Genomic DNA, 17,708 nt, shown 5'->3' with positions numbered 1-17,708 from the left:
GCGAGAGTCAACGCGACTCTGGTCGCCGCCCCTCCGATCAGCGCCCTTTGAAGGCGGGCTTCCGCTTCTCGACGAAGGCGGCCATGCCCTCCTTCTGGTCCTCGAAGGCGAACAGGGAGTGGAACAGCCGCCGCTCGAACTGGACGCCCTGGGTGAGCGTGGTCTCCAGCGCGGCGTTGACCATTTCCTTGTTCATCATCAGCGCCAGGGTCGACTGGGAGGCGATCTTGGCGGCGACGGCCCTGGCCTCGGTCATCAGCTCGGCCAGCGGCACGACCCGGCTGGCCAGGCCCGCGCGCTCGGCTTCGGCGGCGTCCATCATCCGGGCGGTCAGGATCATGTCCATCGCCTTGGACTTGCCGACCAGGCGGGTCAGGCGCTGGCTGCCGCCGATGCCCGGGGCGACGCCCAGGTTGATCTCCGGCTGGCCGAACCTGGCGTTGTCGGCGGCGATGATGAAGTCGCACAGCATGGCCAGCTCGCAGCCGCCGCCCAGGGCGTAGCCGGCGACCGCCGCGACGATCGGCTTGCGGAAGCGGGCGATGCGGTCGGAGGCCTGGGCGAAGAAGTTCTCGGTGAACATCTCCGCATAGGTCTTCGACGACATCTCCTTGATGTCGGCCCCGGCCGCGAAGGCTTTCTCCGAGCCGGTCAGCACCACGCAGCGCACGTCGGGGTCGGTCTCGAATGCGTCAAGCGCCAGGCCCAGCTCGCCCAGCAGGGTGCTGTTCAGGGCGTTCAGCGCCTCGGGCCGGTTCAGGCGGACGACGACGTAGCCCTCTTCCTTCTCGACGATCAGGGTGGCGTAGCTGGCGGTCATGGCGGGCTCCCGCTGCAAAGGGTCGCGGCCGTCGTAAGCGCGTTCGCGCGCGCCGATCAAGAGCAGCGGTCGGCGGGGCCCTCGACCTTGAGCCCGCGTGCCCGCAGCAAGGCCGGCAGGCCGTCCGGCCCCGCCAGATGGCCGGCCCCGACCACCACCACGACATCGCCGCCGCCACGGGCGACCTCCGCCAGTCGGTCGGCCCAGCGCCGGTTCCGCTCCACGATGAGGCGCTGGTAAATGGCCGGCGCGGCCCTCTGCAGCGGGTCGAGCGCCTCGTGCTTCAGCGCGCACACGTCCCCGTCGGCCCAGCTGCGGACCAGCCGGTCGAACAGGCCGGGGTCGTCCTCCATCTCCTTCAGTGCGTATTCCAGCGAGGCGAGCTGGGCCTGGACCGGCGCGCCGTCGAACAGGGCGATCTGGTCGGAGGCGGTCTCGAAGGCGCGGCGGCGCGCGCCCTCCGGCACAGCCTTCTCCACTGCCTCCTCGACGCCGGCGTCCTGCACCGCCCCGTGAGCGCGGTGGAAGGCCACGGCCAGCGCGATCTCCGCCAGCCAGGGCTCCATGCGGTCCAGCTGCTCCAGCGGCACGTTCAGCGACTTCGCCAGCCGCGCCAGGCGCTCGCGCCCCTGCGGCGACAGCTCCGCGATCAGGCTCTGGCCGGCCGGCAGGGCGCCCAGCCGTGCGGCCTCGGCGGCGGCGGCGCCGTTCCACGCAGGGGCGGGCGGGATCTCCGTCCAGATCTCGTCGGCGGAGGCCAGCGCCCGGTCCAGGCGGGCCGAGCGCCAGTCCAGGCCCGGCGGCAGCAGGTGCACCGAGCCGAACAGGGTGATCGTCCCGTCGGCGTCCTTGATCCGCCAGATCGCCGGCTCGGCCTGCGCCGCGGGGCCGCAGGCGGCGAGAAGAGCGGCGAGCAGGACGGCGGCGAACCTCACGGGAGCGGCCTCAGCGTTGGCACACGGGGCAATAGAAGGTGGAACGCCCGGCCTGCACGATCCGGCGCACCACCCCGCGACACCCTTCCGTGACGCAGGGCTCGCCCTCGCGGCCGTAGGCGCGGAAGCGGTGCTGGAAATAGCCGAGGTCGCCCTCGACGTTGGCGAAGTCGCGCAGGGTGGAGCCGCCGGCCTCGATCGCCTCGGCCAGCACCTCGCGCACGGCCACGGCCAGGCGCTCCAGCCGCTCTCGACTGATCTTCCCGGCCGGCGTCAGGGGCGAGACGCGCGAACGGTGCAGGGCCTCGCAGACGTAGATGTTGCCCAGCCCCGCCACGACCCGCTGGTCCAGCAGAGTGACCTTCACGTTCTGGCTCTTGCCGGCGAAGGCCTCGGCCAGCCAGGCGGCGCTGAAGGCGTTGCCCAGCGGCTCGGGCCCCAGGCCGCGGAACCAGGGGTCGTCCTCCAGCGCGGCGGTCGGGATCAGGCCCATGTATCCGAACCGCCGGGCGTCGGCGTAGCCGATGCGCGCCCCCGCCCCGGTCTCGAACACCAGGTGCTCGTGCTTCTCGTCGGCCGGCGCGGCGTGGGCGAAGGCTCCGGGCGTCACCGCGCCCACGGTGAAGCGGCCGGTCATGCCCAGGTGCGTGATCCAGGTCTCGCCGGTGTCCAGCTCCGCCAGCAGGTACTTGGCCCGGCGGTGAAGGCCCAGCACCTTGGCCCCGGTCAGCCGCTCCGCGAAGCGCTCCGGCAGGGGAAAGCGCAGGTCCGGCCGGCGCTGGACCACGCGGGTCAGGCGCGCGCCCTCCAGCGAAGGCTGCAGGCCGCGGCGGACGGTTTCGACTTCGGGCAGCTCGGGCATGATGATCAGATAGGCGGTCCGAACGCTCCGGCGAAGCATCTTCTCGCCGCATTCAGGGTGTCCTAGGGGCAGGTTGCCACCGACTCATGCCCCCGAAGGGGCGAGCGTTGTTGGCTCCTTAAGGCCCGCCCGTTAGGGTGCCGGCCGACTTTCACGTACGTATCTCGAATGCCGATCGACAAGCGAACCTTCACGGACGAAGAAGCCCTGAACTTCCACCGCCTCCCGCAGCCCGGGAAGATCGCGGTGGCGCCGACCAAGCCCATGGCGACTCAGCGCGACCTGTCGCTGGCCTATTCGCCGGGCGTGGCCGTGCCGGTTCGGGCGATCGCCGCCGATCCCGACGCCGCCTACGACTACACGTCTAAGGGCAACATGGTCGCCGTCATCACCAACGGCACCGCCATCCTGGGCCTGGGCAACCTGGGCGCCATGGCGGCCAAGCCGGTGATGGAAGGCAAGTCGGTGCTGTTCAAGCGCTTCGCCGACATCGACTCCTTCGACATCGAAGTGGCCACCCAGGACCCCGACGAGTTCATCACCGTGGTGAAGAACATCGGCGCGACCTTCGGGGGCATCAACCTCGAAGACATCAAGAGCCCCGAGTGCTTCGTCATCGAGAGCCAGCTGCAGGACCTGCTGGACATCCCGGTGTTCCACGACGACCAGCATGGCACGGCGATCATCTCGTCGGCCGGCCTGATCAACGCCTGCGAGGTCACCGGCCGCCGGCTGGAGGACGTGAAGCTGGTGCTGTGCGGCGCCGGCGCGGCGGGCCTGTCGTCGCTGAGCCTGATGAAGGCGATGGGCGTGAAGGCCGAGAACACCACGGTCGTGGATCTGCACGGGGTGGTCTATCGCGGCCGCTCCGAGGGCATGAACCAGTGGCTGGCCGCCCACGCCACCGACACCCCGCACCGCACCCTGGCCGAGGCCATGGTCGGCGCCGACGTGTTCATCGGCCTGTCGGCCAAGGGCGCCCTGACCAAGGAGATGGTCGCGACCATGGCGCCGCGGCCGATCATCTTCGCCATGGCCAACCCGGATCCGGAGATCACCCCGGAAGAGGTGCGCGAGGTCCGCGACGACGCCATCGTGGCCACCGGCCGCTCGGACTACCCGAACCAGGTCAACAACGTCCTGGGCTTCCCCTACATCTTCCGCGGCGCGCTCGACGTGCGCGCCCGCCGCGTGAACCACGAGATGAAGATCGCCGCCGCCCGGGCGCTCGCCCAGCTGGCGCGCGAGGACGTGCCCGACGAGGTGGCCGCCGCCTACCAGGGCCGCAAGCTGAAGTTCGGGCCGGAGTACATCATTCCGACCCCGTTCGACCCGCGGCTGATCTGGTACATCCCGCCGTTCGTGGCCCAGGCGGCCATGCAGACCGGCGTCGCCCGCAAGTCGATCGACGACATGGAGGCCTACAAGGCCCACCTGAAGCGCCGCCTCGACCCGTCGGCCGGCCTGATGCAGCAGATCACCGCCGCCGTGGTCTCCGCGCCGAACAAGCGCGTGGTGTTCGCCGAGGGCGAGGAGCCGGCGGTGATCCGCGCGGCCTACGCCCTGCGCACGCAAGGGCTGGGCAACCCGATCCTGGTCGGCCGCGAGGAGCTGATTCGCAAGAACAGCGAAGAGGCCGGCCTGCGCTTCGAGGAGCTGGGCCTTGAGGTCATCAACGCCCGGCTGTCGCACCGCAACGCCGAGTACGTCGATTACCTGTACCGCCGGCTGCAGCGCGACGGCTACCTGCGCCGCGACGTCCAACGGTTGATCAACCTAGACCGCAACAGCTTCGCCGCGGCCATGGTCGCCTGCGGCCACGCCGACGCCATGATCACCGGCGTCACCCGCAACTTCGACCAGGCGCTGGAGGACGTGCGCCGGGTGCTCGATCCCGTGGGCCGCCCGATCGGCGTGTCGATCGTGCTGGCCAAGGGCCACACCCTGTTCATCGCCGACACCTCGATCACCGAGCTGCCCGACAGCGCCGACCTGGTCGAGATCGCCATGCAGGCGGCCCGCGCCGTCCGCCAGATCGGCCACACCCCGCGCGTCGCCTTCCTGTCCTACTCGACCTTCGGCAATCCGAAGGGCCCGCGCGGCGAGAAGGTGCACGAGGCGGTGCGCATGATGGACCGTCGCAAGGACGTCGACTTCGAATACGAGGGCGACATGCCGCCGGACGTCGCGCTCGATCCGGCGCTGTGGACCAACTACCCGTTCCAGCGCCTGACCGCGCCGGCCAACGTGCTGGTCATGCCGGCCATCCACTCGGCCTCGATCGCCACCCGCCTGGTCCAGGCGGTCGGCGGGGCGACGGTGATCGGCCCGCTGCTGATCGGCCTGGAGAAGTCGGTGCAGATCGTGCCGCTGTCGGCCTCGGTCAGCCAGATCCTGACCGCCGCCACCTTCGCCGCCTACGAAGAAGGCGCCGGCGCCCCGCCGCAAGCGTAAGCTCGGCGCGAGCCCGAAACGACAAAGGCGCGGCGGTCCCGGACCGCCGCGCCTTTTTCTTTGTGCCGATGACGGGGCTTTACGCCGCCGCGGCCGCCGCCCCGCGCTTCTCCTTCAGCACGGTCAGCCACAGGCACAGCAGGATGGCCGGCAGGCCGATCACGCCCGCGCCCACGAAGAAGATGGCGTAGGACTGCATCAGGGTGTGGCCGCTGGCCTGCAGGCCCTCGACCATCTGGCCGGAAAAGCCCTTCATGATCTTGCCCACGAAGGTGTAGGCCGAGCTCAGCAGGGCGTACTGGGTCGCCGTGTAGCCGATGCTGGTCAGGGTCGACATGTAGGTGACCAGCGCCACCCCGGCGATCGAGACGCCGAAGTTGTCGAACATCATCACGCCGGCGAACAGGGCCGGATGCGGGCCGAAGATGGCCGGCAGGGCGAAGCCGGCGATGGCGAAGGCCTGGAAGAAGCCGCCCACGATCAGGCCGCGCAGGTAGCCCAGCTTGGCGACCAGCAGGCCGCCGACCGCGATGCCCAGGATCGAGCCGGCCAGGCCGAAGCTGAGGCGCACGCCGCCGACCACGTCCTTGTCGAGGCCGAGGTCGCTGTAGAACGGCGTGGCCATGGGACCCATCACGAACTCCGGCAGGCGGTACAGCGTGATGAAGGCGAACATCAGCAGAGCCAGCCAACCGTAGGTCTTGAAGAAGGCGACCAGCGGGCCCAGGCCCGGCTCGAAGGTCCGCCACAGCACCGAGCGCCACGGCATGGGCGCCGGCAGCTCGCCGAAGCGCTCGGCGCGCTTGGCCGAGCCCATCAGGCCGAGGTCGATCAGCCACCAGATCTGGCCGACGACCGGCACGAAGAACAGCGCCATCCACCAGCCGCTCTTGCCGCGGTCGTGGCAGCGGCGGATGCCGAACAGCACCAGCGGCACGACCAGCAAGGCCAGGGCGATGAGCTGGCCCGCGTGGGCGGTCTCCGGCTTCAGGCCCAGGCCTTCGATGCCGAACCCGTCGACCAGCAGCACGCGCAGCAGCCGCAGCAGCTCGATCACGCCGACCAGCACGGCGCCGGCGACCGCCAGGAAGGCGTTGTAGAGCCAGAACTCACGCCGGCTGAGGCGCTTGGAGCCGGCCTCGGCCGTCGGCCGCGCGGTGGCGTCCGGCTCGGGCGCGCGCAGCACGCCGAACACGCCCACGGCCATGAAGGCGGCCATGACGTAGTAGGAGATCGCCCAGCTGGTGTGGTTGGCGATGATCAGGATCAGCGCGTCGGAGACGATGATCGCGAAGCGGTAGCCCAGCTGGTAGGCGCTGGACAGCATGCCCAGCTCCTCGCTGTTCTCGGCCGCCTCGATCCGCCAGGCGTCGACGACGATGTCCTGGGTGGCCGAGGCGAAGGCGACCACCACGGCCGCCATGGCCATGGGCCCTAGCCCCCCGCCAGGCGTGATGGTGGCCATGGCGATGAGGCCCGCGCCGACCATCAGCTGGGCGATCAGCATCCAGCCGCGCCTACGTCCCAGCATCTTGCCGACGATGGGCGCGTCGAGGCGGTCGACGACCGGCGACCAGAGGAATTTCAGCGAATAGGCCAGGCCGACCCAGGACAGGAAGCCGATCGCCTTGAGCGACGTGCCTTCCTCGCGCAGCCAGTAGCCGAGCGTGCCGGCGGTCAGCAGGAAGGGCAAGCCCGAGGAGAAGCCCAGCGCCAGCATGACGGCCACCTTCGGCCGTCCCAGCGCGCGGAAGACGTCGCCCATCCCTGGCTTGCGCGGCTTGGCCGGCGCGGCCTCGGCGGTGATTTCGGTCATGGGACGCCCTTCGCCTTAGGCCGCCCCCGACGCGGCCCTTTAAGACGCCAGCTTTACCCGCATGTCGCGGTTCGTCCAGCGGGCCAGGGCGTGGCGCAGGGTCGCCGGGTCGATCGGCTTGGTCAGGAAGTCGTTCATGCCGGCCTCGATGCAGGCCTTTCGGTCGGCGTCAAAGGCGTTGGCGGTCAGCGCCACGATGGGGGCCGCCTCGCCCCGGGCCCGCAGCGCCCGGGTCGCGGCCATGCCGTCCATGCCGGGCATGCGCACGTCCATCAGGACCAGGTCGAAGCGGGCGCGGGTCATGGCGTCCAGCACCTCGCCGCCGGTGCCGGCCAACTCCACCGTGCAGCCCTCGCGGCGCAGCACGGTCTGGACCAGCAGGGCGTTGACCGGATTGTCCTCGGCCAGCAGCACGCGCACGCCGGCGATGGTGGCCGGCGCCACGCGGTCGTCGTCCAGCGGCGCGAGGCCGCCGGCGGAGGAGACCTGGCCGCTCAGCGCCGCCTTCACCCGTACGGCCAAGGACGAGCGGCGCAGCGGCTTGATCAGGTAGCCGCAGTAGCCGGCGCCCCGGTATTTCTCGATCAGCTCGCGCTGCTCCGGTCGCAGCAGGACGATGGCCTTGCGGTCGCGCGGCCGGGGCACCAGCGTGCCGGCCTCGACGGCCAGGGCGTGGTCGACCAGCACCACCGCGTCGGGGGCGGCGGTCACAGCCTCCATGGACGCGGCCGCGGCGATCGTGCCGCCGGCGGCCTCGACCTGCCGGCCGGCCGCTTCGCGGACCAGGGCCGAGGGCGAGGCGATGGCCACGGTCAGGCCCTCCAGCGGGGTCTCGCGCGGCTCGGCCGCCACGGTCGGGAAGCTCGCCTCGAACCAGAATTCGGAACCGCCGCCGGCTGCTGCGGAGACGCCGACGGCGCCCTCCATGGCCTCGACCAGGCGCTTGACCACCGCCAGGCCGAGACCCGCGCTGTCGTAGCGGCAGGCGTGCTGGGGCTGGGCGTGGCCGTATTCCTCGAACACCCGCTCGCGCGCCGCCTCGGGCACGCCCGGGCCGGTGTCGCGCACGGAAAAGCGCAGCTTGGCCTTCTTGCCGCGGCCGCCGGCGCGCCTGACCGAGATCAGCGCCCCGCCGGTCTCGGTGTACTTCACCGCGTTGCCGGCGAGATTGAACAGGATCTGGCGCAGCCGTCCGTCGTCGGCCAGCACGTCGGGGACGTCGGCGTCGACCGCCCAGGCCAGCTCCAGGCCCTTCTCGTGCGCCCGGGGCGACAGCAGCTCGGCCACGCTCTGCACCAGCCGCTCGACATCGACCGGCGCGGCCTCCAGCTCCAGCCGGCCGGCCTCGATGCGGGCGAAGTCCAAGAGGTCGTTGACCAGGGAGAGCAGGTGGTCGGCGCTCTCGCGCGCGCCGGACAGATAAGCCCGCTGGGCCCCGTCCATCTTGGTGCGGGCCAAGAGGCCCAGCATGCCGATCACGCCGTTCAGCGGCGTGCGGATCTCGTGGCTCATCAGGCGAAGGAAGTCTTCCCGCGCCTTCAACCGCTCGGCGGCCGCCTCTTCGGACATGCTTCCCTCCCCCGCTCGTCGCCGGAGGCTGGCATGGTTCGCGTTAACGTCCCCTCAAGCGCGAAGCGGGTTCGCCGAACGGGCGAATCGGGAGGCTTACCCAACGACCGCGAAAACGGCCCAGGCCGGGTCGGGATCGTCCGCGCCGGGCTCGGCCGGGCGACGCACGCGGGTCCTGGCCGAACGGCTGCGGCCGCCGCGCCGGCGGGAGACCAGGCGCTGAGCGACCAGGACCGCCTGATCGCGCAGGGACCGGAAGCGGGTGGTGGCGAAGACCGCGACGGCGACGAGAGCGACGTCGACGAGCAGGGCGATGTCGAACATGGCGAACCAAGCGGTCAGCTCAGGCGCGATGAAGCTGAACAGACGCAGGCCGTCGCCCTCGAAGGCCAGGAAGAGCCCGAGACCCAGGGCGACCATGGCCGCAGCCAGCACGAGGTGTCCGGACGACAGGCGGGCCAGGCTGCGCGCGAGGCCCTCGCCGGCTTCGGTCCGGGAAAACATCACCAGCACGATCGCGATCGCGGCCAGCAGAAACAGCGACACGGGAGCCCCCTCGAACGACGCCGGTTCAGCAGGTGGGCGCCGTAGTACGGCTCCGCTTCAAGGCGCCGCCGTTCAGCCCGCCGCCCCAGCCATCGCCCCCGGCGGCGCCTCCATCCCCGCCCGCCGGTAGATCAGCGCCTCGGCGCAGCACCGGGCCGCCTCCCCAGCGCCTGCGGGTAGCCATGCCGCCTTTGTCGAATCTTCGTCGCTGGCCCGACTTTCTCTGGCTGCGCGCTGACAAGCTGAGGCGGTCGAGAGGGCGCCATGAGAACGATCGCATTGGGTTTGGGTGGCTTGCTGATTTTGGGGATCTCCCCCGCCTACGGACAGCAGGCGCCCTCGGTGTCGCCGCTGGTCGCTGGGCTCGTGGAGGCGGTCAATTCCGACGATGAGGCCGCTATGCGGTCGTGGGTGACGGCCCACCGTGCAGCGGAAGGCAGCGACACCGCTGAGGAGATTCTGGGCCTCCTCAAACAGGTCGCGGCCAGCAGTGACGACCTGACGATCGTCCAGCCGACGCGGTCGTCATCACTGGTCGGCGCCTGGGTCCAGACGCCTCAGGGGCGACGCGGCGCCGTGCGCCTGCGGCCGAGCAAAGAAGATCCGGACAAGTTCGAGGCGGTGGTGTTGAGCGCCGCGCCGCGGCCTTATCCGCGACCGCTGCTGGACCGCCCTGCGACATCCGCGGAGCTGACGGCCGCAATCACGGATCGGATCGATTTCGCCGTCGCGTCGGGGGACTTCTCAGGCGTGGTCCTGGTCATGAAGGATGACCGGGTCATCCTGTCCCGGGCGGACGGCGATACGGGCGCCGGCGAGCCCATGAGTCTGTCGACGCGGTTCCACACAGGGTCGATGGGCAAGATGTTTACGGCGGTGGCGATCGGTCAGCTGATGGAGCGCGGCGCGCTTCGCCTCGACACCACGCTGGCCGAGATTCTCCCGGACTACCCAAACCGCGACTTCGCCTCGAAGGTGACGATCGGACAGTTGCTCAATCACACTGCAGGCCTGGGCGGTCTGTTCGAGCGGGCGAGCTATGACAACAACCGCCCCTACGAAAAAGTCGGCGATCTCCTGCCGAGCTTCGCCGCCGACGAGCTGCGATTCCAGCCCGGCGAAGGCGGGCTCTACAGCAACGAGGGTTTCATAGTTCTCGGCGCCGTCATCGAGAAGCTGAGCGGCGAAAGCTACTACGACTACGTTCAGCGCGAGATTTTCGCCCGTGCCGGGATGAAGGACACCGCATTCGATCGGGCTGGAGACGCGCCCAACCGCCGGGCCGTGGGCATGAAGTTCGACGACGCGGATCCGCTCGGACTGGGCCGCCGTCGACCGAACACCGAGATCATCGGATATCGGGGCAACTCGTGCGGTGGCGTCTTTTCCACCGCCGAGGACATGCTGCGATTTCTGCACGCCCTGAAAGCAGGCAAGCTGACGTCGTCGGCAATGGCTGAGCAATTGACCACGAAGACCAACGAGGTGAGCGGCGGCTATGCCTTGGGCTTCCAAGTGCGCTCGTCTCCTGGCGGCCGGACGATACGCGGGCATTCGGGCGGCGGCCCACACTCGGGCATCAACGCCGACGCCAGATTGATCTGGGAGAACGGCTACGCCTACGCGGTCTTGGGAAACTACGACTCGCCCTTCGCTCAGACCCTTGGTCGAGACATCGCCGACATGTTGGCCTCTCAAGAGTAGCGCGCTCGATCCCAGCATCGGCTCTGGAGATCCACATCCGGGCCCCGTTCGTCCGCTCCGCCTGGGCGCCCAATGCGGGTCACCCCGCCCCGGCCATCGCCCCCAGCGGCGCGTCCATGCCCGCCCGGCGGTAGATCAGCGCCTCGGCCACGTGGCGGCGCAGCACCGGGCCGCCGCCGTCGAGGTCGGCGATGGTGCGGGCCAGGCGCAGGGTGCGGGTCCAGCCGCGGGCGGTCAGGCCGCCGGCCTCGGCGGCCTTGGTGAGCAGGCCCTTGGCCGACGGGTCCAGGGCTGCGGCCTTCTCCAGGTCGGCCTGGGAGGCGCGGGCGTTGACGGCGGCGTCCGGCGAAAGCTCCAGCTCTTCGGCCCGGGCGGCCTGGGCCTCGCGCGCGGCGGCGACACGGGCGGCGACTTCGGCGGTGCCCTCGGCCGGGGGCGGCAGGGCGAGGTCGGCGGCGGTGACGGGGGGCACGTCGACCTGCAGATCGATGCGGTCCAGAAGGGGGCCCGACACCCGGCCCTGGTAGTCGCGCTGGCAGCGCGGAGCCTTGCCGCAGGCGCCGCGGCCCGGGCCGCCCACGCCGCAGCGGCAGGGGTTCATGGCCGCGACCAGCTGCACCCGGGCGGGATAGCGCACGTGGGCGTTGGCGCGGGCGACGATCACCTCGCCGGTCTCCAGCGGCTGGCGCAGGCTGTCCAGCGCCTGGGGGCTGAACTCCGGCAACTCGTCGAGGAACAGCACGCCGTTGTGGGCCAGCGAGACCTCGCCCGGCTTCACCCGCACGCCGCCGCCGGTGAGCGCGGCCATGCTGGCCGAGTGGTGCGGGGCGCGGAACGGCCGGGCGCGGGTCAGCTCGCCCTTGGCGATCAGCCCGCCCAGCGACCAGACCATGCTGGTCTCCAAGAGTTCGCGCGCGGTCAGCGGCGGCAGGATGCCCGGCAGGCGCTGGGCCAGCATGGACTTGCCCGACCCCGGGGGGCCCGCGAACAGCAGGTTGTGGCCGCCGGCGGCGGCGATCTCCAGGGCGCGCTTGGCCTGCTCCTGGCCCTTCACGTCGCGCAGGTCCGCCGACGGCGGCGCCTCGGCCAGGTCGCCGGCCCTGGGCGCGCCCATCACCTGCACGCCGCGGAAGTGGTTGACCAGCTGGATCAGCGAGCGCGGGGCCAGCAGGCGCACGTCTCCGGCCCAGGCGGCCTCGGCGCCGTTGCCCTCCGGGCAGATCAGCCCCAGGCCCATGCTCCCCGCCGCCACGGCCGCGGGCAGAGCCCCGGCCACCGGCGCGATCTGGCCGTCCAGGCCCAGCTCGCCGACCGCGGCCCAGCCGTCCAGCGCGTCGAGCGGGATCACCCCGATCGCCGCCATCAGGGCCAACGCGATCGGCAGGTCGTAATGCGAGCCTTCCTTGGGCACGTCGGCCGGGGCGAGGTTGGCGACGATGCGCTTGTTCGGCACGGCCAGGCCCAGGCCCGCGAAGGCGCCCCTGACCCGCTCGCGGCTCTCGGCCACCGCCTTGTCGGCCAGGCCGACGACCGAGAAACTGCCCTGGGTGGCGTGCGTGAGCTGCACCTCGACGTCGACGCGACGGGCGTCGACCCCTTCGAACGCCACCGTGACGACCCGTGCGACCATGCCCCGCTCCAGATACCGGAGTTATCCACAACTCTAGGCGCGACAGCGGGGCCGTTTCAAGAACGAAATGCGAACGATAAGTGAAGGCGGCCAGGGCGACGCGTTTCGATCCACGCGTCCACCGGTGTCATCAACAGGTGTAATCGACGCCGACAGCATTGATCAACACGGGCCGGCTTCGTCATGCAGATGACACAGGCCGACCCGGCGGCGACGACTCAGCGGGCGGCGCGTATGGCCTCGATCCGCGTCCACAGGATCGCCGCCGCATCGGCCCCGCCGAACCGCTTCAACTGCTGGGCGCCGGTCGGCGAGGTCACGTTGATCTCGGTCAGATAGCCGCCGATCACGTCCAGGCCGACGAACAGCAGGCCGCGTTCCTTCAGGAACGGCCCGACCTTGGCGCAGATTTCCAGGTCGCGCTCGTCCAGCTCGACCGGCTCGGGCCGGCCGCCGACGCGCAGGTTGGAGCGCACGTGGCCCTCGGCCGGCACGCGGTTGATGGCGCCCACCGCCTCGCCGTCGACCAGGATGATACGCTTGTCGCCTTTGACCACCGCCGGGATGAAGGCCTGCATGACCACGGCGTCGCGGCCGATCGAGGCGTGCAGCTCCAGCAGCGCCTCCAGGTTCGGGTCGTCCGCGCGCAGGCGCACCACGCCCGAGCCGGCCGCGCCGTGCAGGGGCTTCAGCACCACGTCGCCGTGGCGGCGATGGAAGTCGACCAGGGCCGCGACGTCCCGCGTTATCAGGGTCGGCGGCTGCAGCTCGGGAAATTTCTGGGCGACCAGCTTCTCGGGCGCGTTGCGCACCTCCACCGGATCGTTGACCACCAGGGTCTTGGGGTGGACGTGCTCCAGCAGGTAGGTCGAGGTGACGTAGGCCATGTCGAAGGGCGGGTCCTGGCGCATCAGCACCACGTCCATCTCCGACAGGTCGCGGCTCTCGAGCTCGCCGAGCGTGACGTGGTCGCCCTTCACCGCGCGCAGGGTCGCCGCCTGGCCGCGGGCGGACAGCCGGCCGCTCTCCAGGGCCAGGGTCTCAGGACCGTAGATCCACAGGCTGTGGCCGCGGTTCTGGGCCTCCAGCGCCAGCATGAAGGTGGTGTCCGCCTCGATGTTGACGGCGCCGATCGGGTCCATCTGGACCGCCACTTTCAAAGCCACGCGCCTTCTCCTTCCGCCGCTGCCCGCGCTGCTTAGCGCGGTTTCAGGGCAGGTGGGAACGCTAGGCCGAACCGCAAGGCTTCGAGAGGCGCCTTAGTTCAGGCGCAACCGCACCCGCTCGCGCGCGGCGTGGGCGGCGATGGCGGCGCCGCCGTCCAGCTCGCGGGCCTTGGCCAGGGCTTCCAGCGCGCCGGTCAGGGCGCCCTGCTTCTCGCGGGCCGAAGCCACGTCCAGCCACGGATGGTGGTCGTGCGGATCCAGCCAGGCGCGGCGCAGGGCCGAGCGCTCGGCCCCGTCGTAGTCGTGGGCGGCCAGGGCGCGGGCGAACAGGGTGTTCTGCAGGCGGACGAGCACCTGGCGGTCGCTGACCGGGGCCATCAAGACCTCCAGCCGGTCGGCCACGTCGGGCGTCAGGCCGGCGCGCAGCGCGCGGCGGGTCAACTCCGAGGGCAGGACCAGCCGGCCCTGGCTGAACGGATCAAGCGCGACGGGGCCGTCCGAGGTCTCGACCCGCAGCAGGAAGTGGCCGGGGAAGTCGACGCCGTCGGCCTTCAGCCCGCAGCGGCGAGCGGCGTGCAGATAGAAGATGCCCAGCGTCGCCGACAGGCCGCGCCGGCGGTCGGCGACGTCGACCACGTCGGTGTTGGCCGGGTCCTCGAAGGTCAGCAGGTCGCCGGCCAGGCGCAGATCGCCCGACAGGGTTTCGGCCAGGGCCTCGTCCGGGCTCTCCAGGTCGAGCCGCTCGCGCAGGCGCGCGGCCGCGGCCTCGGCCAGGGCGCGGGCGGGCGCCGGGTCGCGGAACGGATAGTCGTGGATGGCGCAGGCGATGGCGGCTTCCAGCAGCGGAAACTTGGCGTCCGGCTGACCGCCGGCCGCGACCAACGCCTCTTCGGCCTCTTCGCGGGTCATGCTTAAGCGAACGCTCCCTGCCGTGGGCGGCGCGGACTAGCCGCGCGCAAGGTCAGGCTTGGTGAACACGCTCTTAAGATGTCGCGGAAATCGACCCGGCGCCAGCGCGATCAGGTCGATTCGAACGTCGTGATGTCGCAGGGCCGGGCGTCGCCGCACGATCCCCTCGGCCGCGCGCAGCAGCCGTTCCCGCTGCGCTTCGCCCACCGCCTCGCACGCCAGCTCCAGGGTGGCGCGGCGCTTGACCTCGACCACCGCCAGCACCCGCCCGCGCCGGGCCAGCAGGTCGATCTCGCCCTGCGGGGTGCGCAGGCGAAAGCCCAAGATCTGCCAGCCCTTGGCCATCAGCAGCAGGGCGGCGAGCACCTCGCCGAAACGCCCCTGCTCGCGCCCCCGGCGGCCGCGCTCGGCGCGGACGTGGCGGCGCTGCAGACGCCGGTCGGCGGCGGTCACACCCGCCCCTTCAGTTCCAGCGCCCGGCGGTACAGCTCGCGCCGGGGCAGGCCCAGCGCCTTGGCGACCTCGGCCGCCGCGTCGGCCGGGCCCAGCCGGGCCAGCGCCTCGCTCAGGGCCGCGTCGGCGTCGGCCGGGGTGGCGGCCTCCTCGGCGCCCGGCCCGACCACCACGACGATCTCGCCCTTGGGCTCCTGCAGGCGCGGGTCGACGGCGAGGACGTCCAGCGGGCCGCGCACGGCCTCTTCGTAGAGTTTGGTCAGCTCGCGCGTGACCGCCGCCTCGCGCGGGCCGAACACGGCGGCCATGTCGGCCAGCGAGGCGGCCAGACGCGGGCCGGTCTCGAAGAAGATCAGGGTGGCGCGGCTGGCGGCCAGCTCCTCGAACATGGCCCGGCGCGCGCCAGACTTCACCGGCACGAAGCCGGCGAACAGGAAGCGGTCGCTGGGCAGGCCGGCCAGGGTCAGGGCGGCCAGCACGCTCGACGCGCCCGGGATCGGGTGGACCTTGAACCCGGCCTCCACGGCCGCGCGCACCAGCTTGTAGCCGGGGTCGGAGACCAGCGGCGTGCCGGCGTCGGAGACCTGGGCGACGATCTTGCCCTCGGCCAAGGCGTCCAGCACCCGCGGACGCACCCGGTCGCCGACGTGGTCGTCGTAGCGCTCCAGCGGCTTCTTCAGGCCGTAGGCAGTGAGCAGCTTGGCCGCGACGCGGGTGTCCTCGGCCAGCACCAGGTCGGCGGCGGCCAGCACGTCCAGCGCCCGCAGGGTCATGTCGCGCAGGTTCCCGATCGGGGTGGCGACGATGTAGAGCCCCGGGGTGACGGGCTTGGGCGGCGGCGCGGTGAAGGTCGTCATGTCGGCGCAAGGCTTAAGGCCTCGCGCTGGAACGGGCTAGTGCACCATCACCGTGCCGAGCAGCAGGCGCGCGCCCTTGCGGCCCAGGGTGCGGTCGGTGCTGGCCTGCAGGGCCTGGGCCAGCCGGTCGGCGTCCGGCGCCGCGCCGCGGCCGAGGCCCGTCGCGAACTGCTGCAGGGTTTCCATGTAGCCGGCGCGCAGGCGCGGGGTCAGCGCCTCGACCCGGGCCTTCAGGCCGGGGTCGGGCACGTCCAGCCCCGCCTCGACCGTGAAGATCGCCGGGCGGCCGTCCGGCCGCATGACGTTGGCGGTCAGGGCGGCCAGCTGGACGAAGCTCTCGCCCCCGCCCTTCTTCTTGTCCTTGGCCCCGGACGCGCGCGCGGCCCCGGGCAGGGCGGCGAGCAGGGCGGGCAGGACGAGCAGCAGGCGGCGGCGCATGGCGGATGCTGTGACGGCGGGAGATTGACGCGGGGTTTACGACCTCGGGTTCAGGCGGCGACCGCCACGCCCTCCTCGCGCAGCACCTCCAGCGCCGGCTCCAGCAGCTCGCCGTAGCGGCGCCAGCGGCCGATCGAACCGGGGTGCAGCGGCGAGCGGACCTGCACGGCGCTGGGCGTGGCCACCACGCCCTCGGCCTTGTGGAACTCCAGGCAGCGGTCGTCCCAGCCGAGGCCGCAGAAATCCAGCAGCCGGCGGGTCTCCCCGGCCTGGTCGGCGATCAGCGCCTCGTAGCCCAGCTCCAGATACCGGTCGGCCGGCAGGACGCCGCGCCAGTGGTCGGCCAGGTGGTGGAAGCGCGCATAGTGGCGGGCGGCGTTCCGCAGGTCGTAGACGCTGGGATAGGGATGGCGGCGGTTGAAGAAGATCTGCCGGTAGTAGCTCAGCACGCTGTCCATCGGATCGCGCCGCAGGCAGACCAGCCGGGCGTTCGGCAGGGCCTTCAGGATCAGGCCGGCGAACAGGATGTCGATCGGGGTCTTGTCGACGAAGCGGGGCGTCGCGCCGGCCGCCGGGCGGGCGCTCTCGATGTAAAGCCGGCCCAGCTGCTCGAAGTCGATCCCCGCCGCGCGCGCGAAGTTGGCCGGGTCGAGCATGCGTCCGCCCCCGCCCGCCAGCGCCGCCACCAGCGGCGGGAAGGTCGCCAGCTCGCCGACCGAGGTCACGTCGGGGTGGGCGGCCAGGATGCGATCGACCAGGGTGGTGCCGGTGCGCGGCAGGCCGAACACGAAGATCGGCTCGGTCGAGCCGAAGCCGGCGGAGGGCTTGCCGTCCCAGGTCGCCCTGGCGGCGGCGAAGGTCTCCGCCTCGCCCGCGGCGTCGTAGGCGGCCATGCGCCCGCGCTTCGCCTTGGCGCGGCCCAGCCACCCGAACGCGGCGCGCTCGTCGCCCAGGTCCTCGAAGGTCTTGGCCAGGGCGTGGCCCAGGTGCAGCGAGCGGTCGCCGTCGGCGTCGTCAGGCCCGGCGAACAGGGCTTCCAGGCGCTCCAGGTGATTGTCGTCGACGCTCTGGCGGCGCAACTGCACCAGCGACAGCCACGCCTGGTACAGGTTCGCATCGATCGTCACCGCCCGCAGGAAGGACGCGCGCGCGCCGGCGAAGTCGCCGGTGAACTGCTGGGCCGAACCCAGATTGTAGAAGCTGGCGGCGTGGCGCGGGGCCAGCTCGGCCGCCGCCCGGTAGAACGGCAGGGCGGTGTCGTGGGCGCCGATCTGGCTGTAGGCGGTGCCGATCCGGTTCATCACGTTGGGATCGCGCGCGTTCAGCCGCGCCATCTCGTCGGCCGCCGCCCGAACCAGGGCTTGGCGCCCCACGATACGCGTCAGGTTGTCCTGGATCTGCACGCGGCCCCCCGCACTCGAAGCAATTACTTCAGTCCCGGCCGCAACTTGCGCCGAAGCGCCCTGCGCGCGCAACCGCGCGCACGCGTCAGGATGCGCGGCCTGCAGTCATTTCGATCGCCAAGGAAAACCGTGCGAGGACCATCCTT

General features: G+C 71.5%; 15 protein-coding genes. 2 read left to right on the top strand and 13 right to left on the bottom strand.

Annotated features, from left to right (window positions below):
- Positions 1-37: 37 nt before the first annotated feature.
- From H8B08_RS06930 to mutM, 3 genes are read right to left on the bottom strand one after another with little or no spacing between them, the layout of a single operon-like run.
- Complete coding sequence (locus tag H8B08_RS06930; protein WP_187449478.1) at positions 38-820, bottom strand: enoyl-CoA hydratase; 783 nt, start codon at positions 818-820, stop codon at positions 38-40.
- Positions 821-876: 56 nt separating this feature from the next.
- On the bottom strand, positions 877-1,755 hold the full coding sequence (locus H8B08_RS06925; RefSeq protein ID WP_187449477.1) for a TraB/GumN family protein: 879 nt from the start codon (positions 1,753-1,755) through the stop codon (positions 877-879).
- Positions 1,756-1,765: 10 nt separating this feature from the next.
- On the bottom strand, positions 1,766-2,617 hold the full coding sequence (gene mutM / locus H8B08_RS06920; protein WP_187449662.1) for a bifunctional DNA-formamidopyrimidine glycosylase/DNA-(apurinic or apyrimidinic site) lyase: 852 nt from the start codon (positions 2,615-2,617) through the stop codon (positions 1,766-1,768).
- Between the two features lie 168 nt (positions 2,618-2,785).
- Between mutM and H8B08_RS06915 the strand changes: the two genes are divergently transcribed.
- Complete coding sequence (locus tag H8B08_RS06915; protein WP_187449476.1) at positions 2,786-5,071, top strand: NADP-dependent malic enzyme; 2,286 nt, start codon at positions 2,786-2,788, stop codon at positions 5,069-5,071.
- A gap of 79 nt (positions 5,072-5,150) precedes the next feature.
- Here the strand turns inward: H8B08_RS06915 and H8B08_RS06910 are convergent, their stop codons facing one another.
- From H8B08_RS06910 to H8B08_RS06900, 3 genes are all read right to left on the bottom strand, one after another.
- Positions 5,151-6,887, bottom strand: a complete 1,737-nt coding sequence (locus H8B08_RS06910; protein ID WP_187449475.1) for an MFS transporter — start codon at positions 6,885-6,887, stop codon at positions 5,151-5,153.
- A gap of 39 nt (positions 6,888-6,926) precedes the next feature.
- Positions 6,927-8,456, bottom strand: coding sequence for a response regulator (locus H8B08_RS06905; protein WP_187449474.1), 1,530 nt, complete (start codon positions 8,454-8,456; stop codon positions 6,927-6,929).
- A 96-nt stretch (positions 8,457-8,552) separates the two neighbouring features.
- On the bottom strand, positions 8,553-9,002 hold the full coding sequence (locus H8B08_RS06900) for a hypothetical protein (RefSeq protein WP_187449473.1): 450 nt from the start codon (positions 9,000-9,002) through the stop codon (positions 8,553-8,555).
- Positions 9,003-9,266: 264 nt separating this feature from the next.
- Between H8B08_RS06900 and H8B08_RS06895 the strand changes: the two genes are divergently transcribed.
- A complete protein-coding gene (locus tag H8B08_RS06895; RefSeq protein WP_187449472.1) occupies positions 9,267-10,706 on the top strand; it encodes a serine hydrolase in 1,440 nt (479 codons plus the stop codon).
- A 79-nt stretch (positions 10,707-10,785) separates the two neighbouring features.
- On the opposite strand, the gene H8B08_RS06890 is transcribed toward H8B08_RS06895, so the two are convergent.
- The 7 genes from H8B08_RS06890 to H8B08_RS06860 all read right to left on the bottom strand — a co-directional run bounded on the left by H8B08_RS06890 (position 10,786) and on the right by H8B08_RS06860 (position 17,562).
- Positions 10,786-12,336 (bottom strand): YifB family Mg chelatase-like AAA ATPase, encoded by a 1,551-nt coding sequence (locus H8B08_RS06890; protein WP_187449471.1) that lies wholly within the window; start codon positions 12,334-12,336, stop codon positions 10,786-10,788.
- A 218-nt stretch (positions 12,337-12,554) separates the two neighbouring features.
- Positions 12,555-13,502 (bottom strand): glutathione synthase, encoded by a 948-nt coding sequence (gene gshB / locus H8B08_RS06885; RefSeq protein WP_187449470.1) that lies wholly within the window; start codon positions 13,500-13,502, stop codon positions 12,555-12,557.
- A gap of 93 nt (positions 13,503-13,595) precedes the next feature.
- Positions 13,596-14,411, bottom strand: a complete 816-nt coding sequence (locus H8B08_RS06880; protein ID WP_187449469.1) for a transglutaminase family protein — start codon at positions 14,409-14,411, stop codon at positions 13,596-13,598.
- Positions 14,412-14,447: 36 nt separating this feature from the next.
- Positions 14,448-14,864, bottom strand: a complete 417-nt coding sequence (locus tag H8B08_RS06875) for a YraN family protein (protein ID WP_370545423.1) — start codon at positions 14,862-14,864, stop codon at positions 14,448-14,450.
- Complete coding sequence (gene rsmI / locus H8B08_RS06870; protein WP_187449468.1) at positions 14,861-15,721, bottom strand: 16S rRNA (cytidine(1402)-2'-O)-methyltransferase; 861 nt, start codon at positions 15,719-15,721, stop codon at positions 14,861-14,863. The genes H8B08_RS06875 and rsmI overlap by 4 nt, the downstream gene beginning before the upstream one ends.
- A 36-nt stretch (positions 15,722-15,757) precedes the next feature.
- Positions 15,758-16,159 carry a Tat pathway signal protein gene (locus tag H8B08_RS06865; RefSeq protein ID WP_187449467.1) on the bottom strand — a complete coding sequence of 134 codons (402 nt, stop codon included), beginning with the start codon at positions 16,157-16,159 and terminating at the stop codon, positions 15,758-15,760.
- 50 nt (positions 16,160-16,209) lie between these two features.
- Positions 16,210-17,562 (bottom strand): sulfotransferase, encoded by a 1,353-nt coding sequence (locus H8B08_RS06860; protein WP_187449466.1) that lies wholly within the window; start codon positions 17,560-17,562, stop codon positions 16,210-16,212.
- Positions 17,563-17,708: the final 146 nt, after the last annotated feature.

Origin of the sequence: Caulobacter sp. 17J80-11 (assembly GCF_014349105.1) — a bacterium.
GTDB lineage: Bacteria > Pseudomonadota > Alphaproteobacteria > Caulobacterales > Caulobacteraceae > 17J80-11.
The sequence above is the reverse complement of the archived record's forward strand: the minus strand, read 5'-3'. Positions and strand labels throughout refer to the sequence as shown.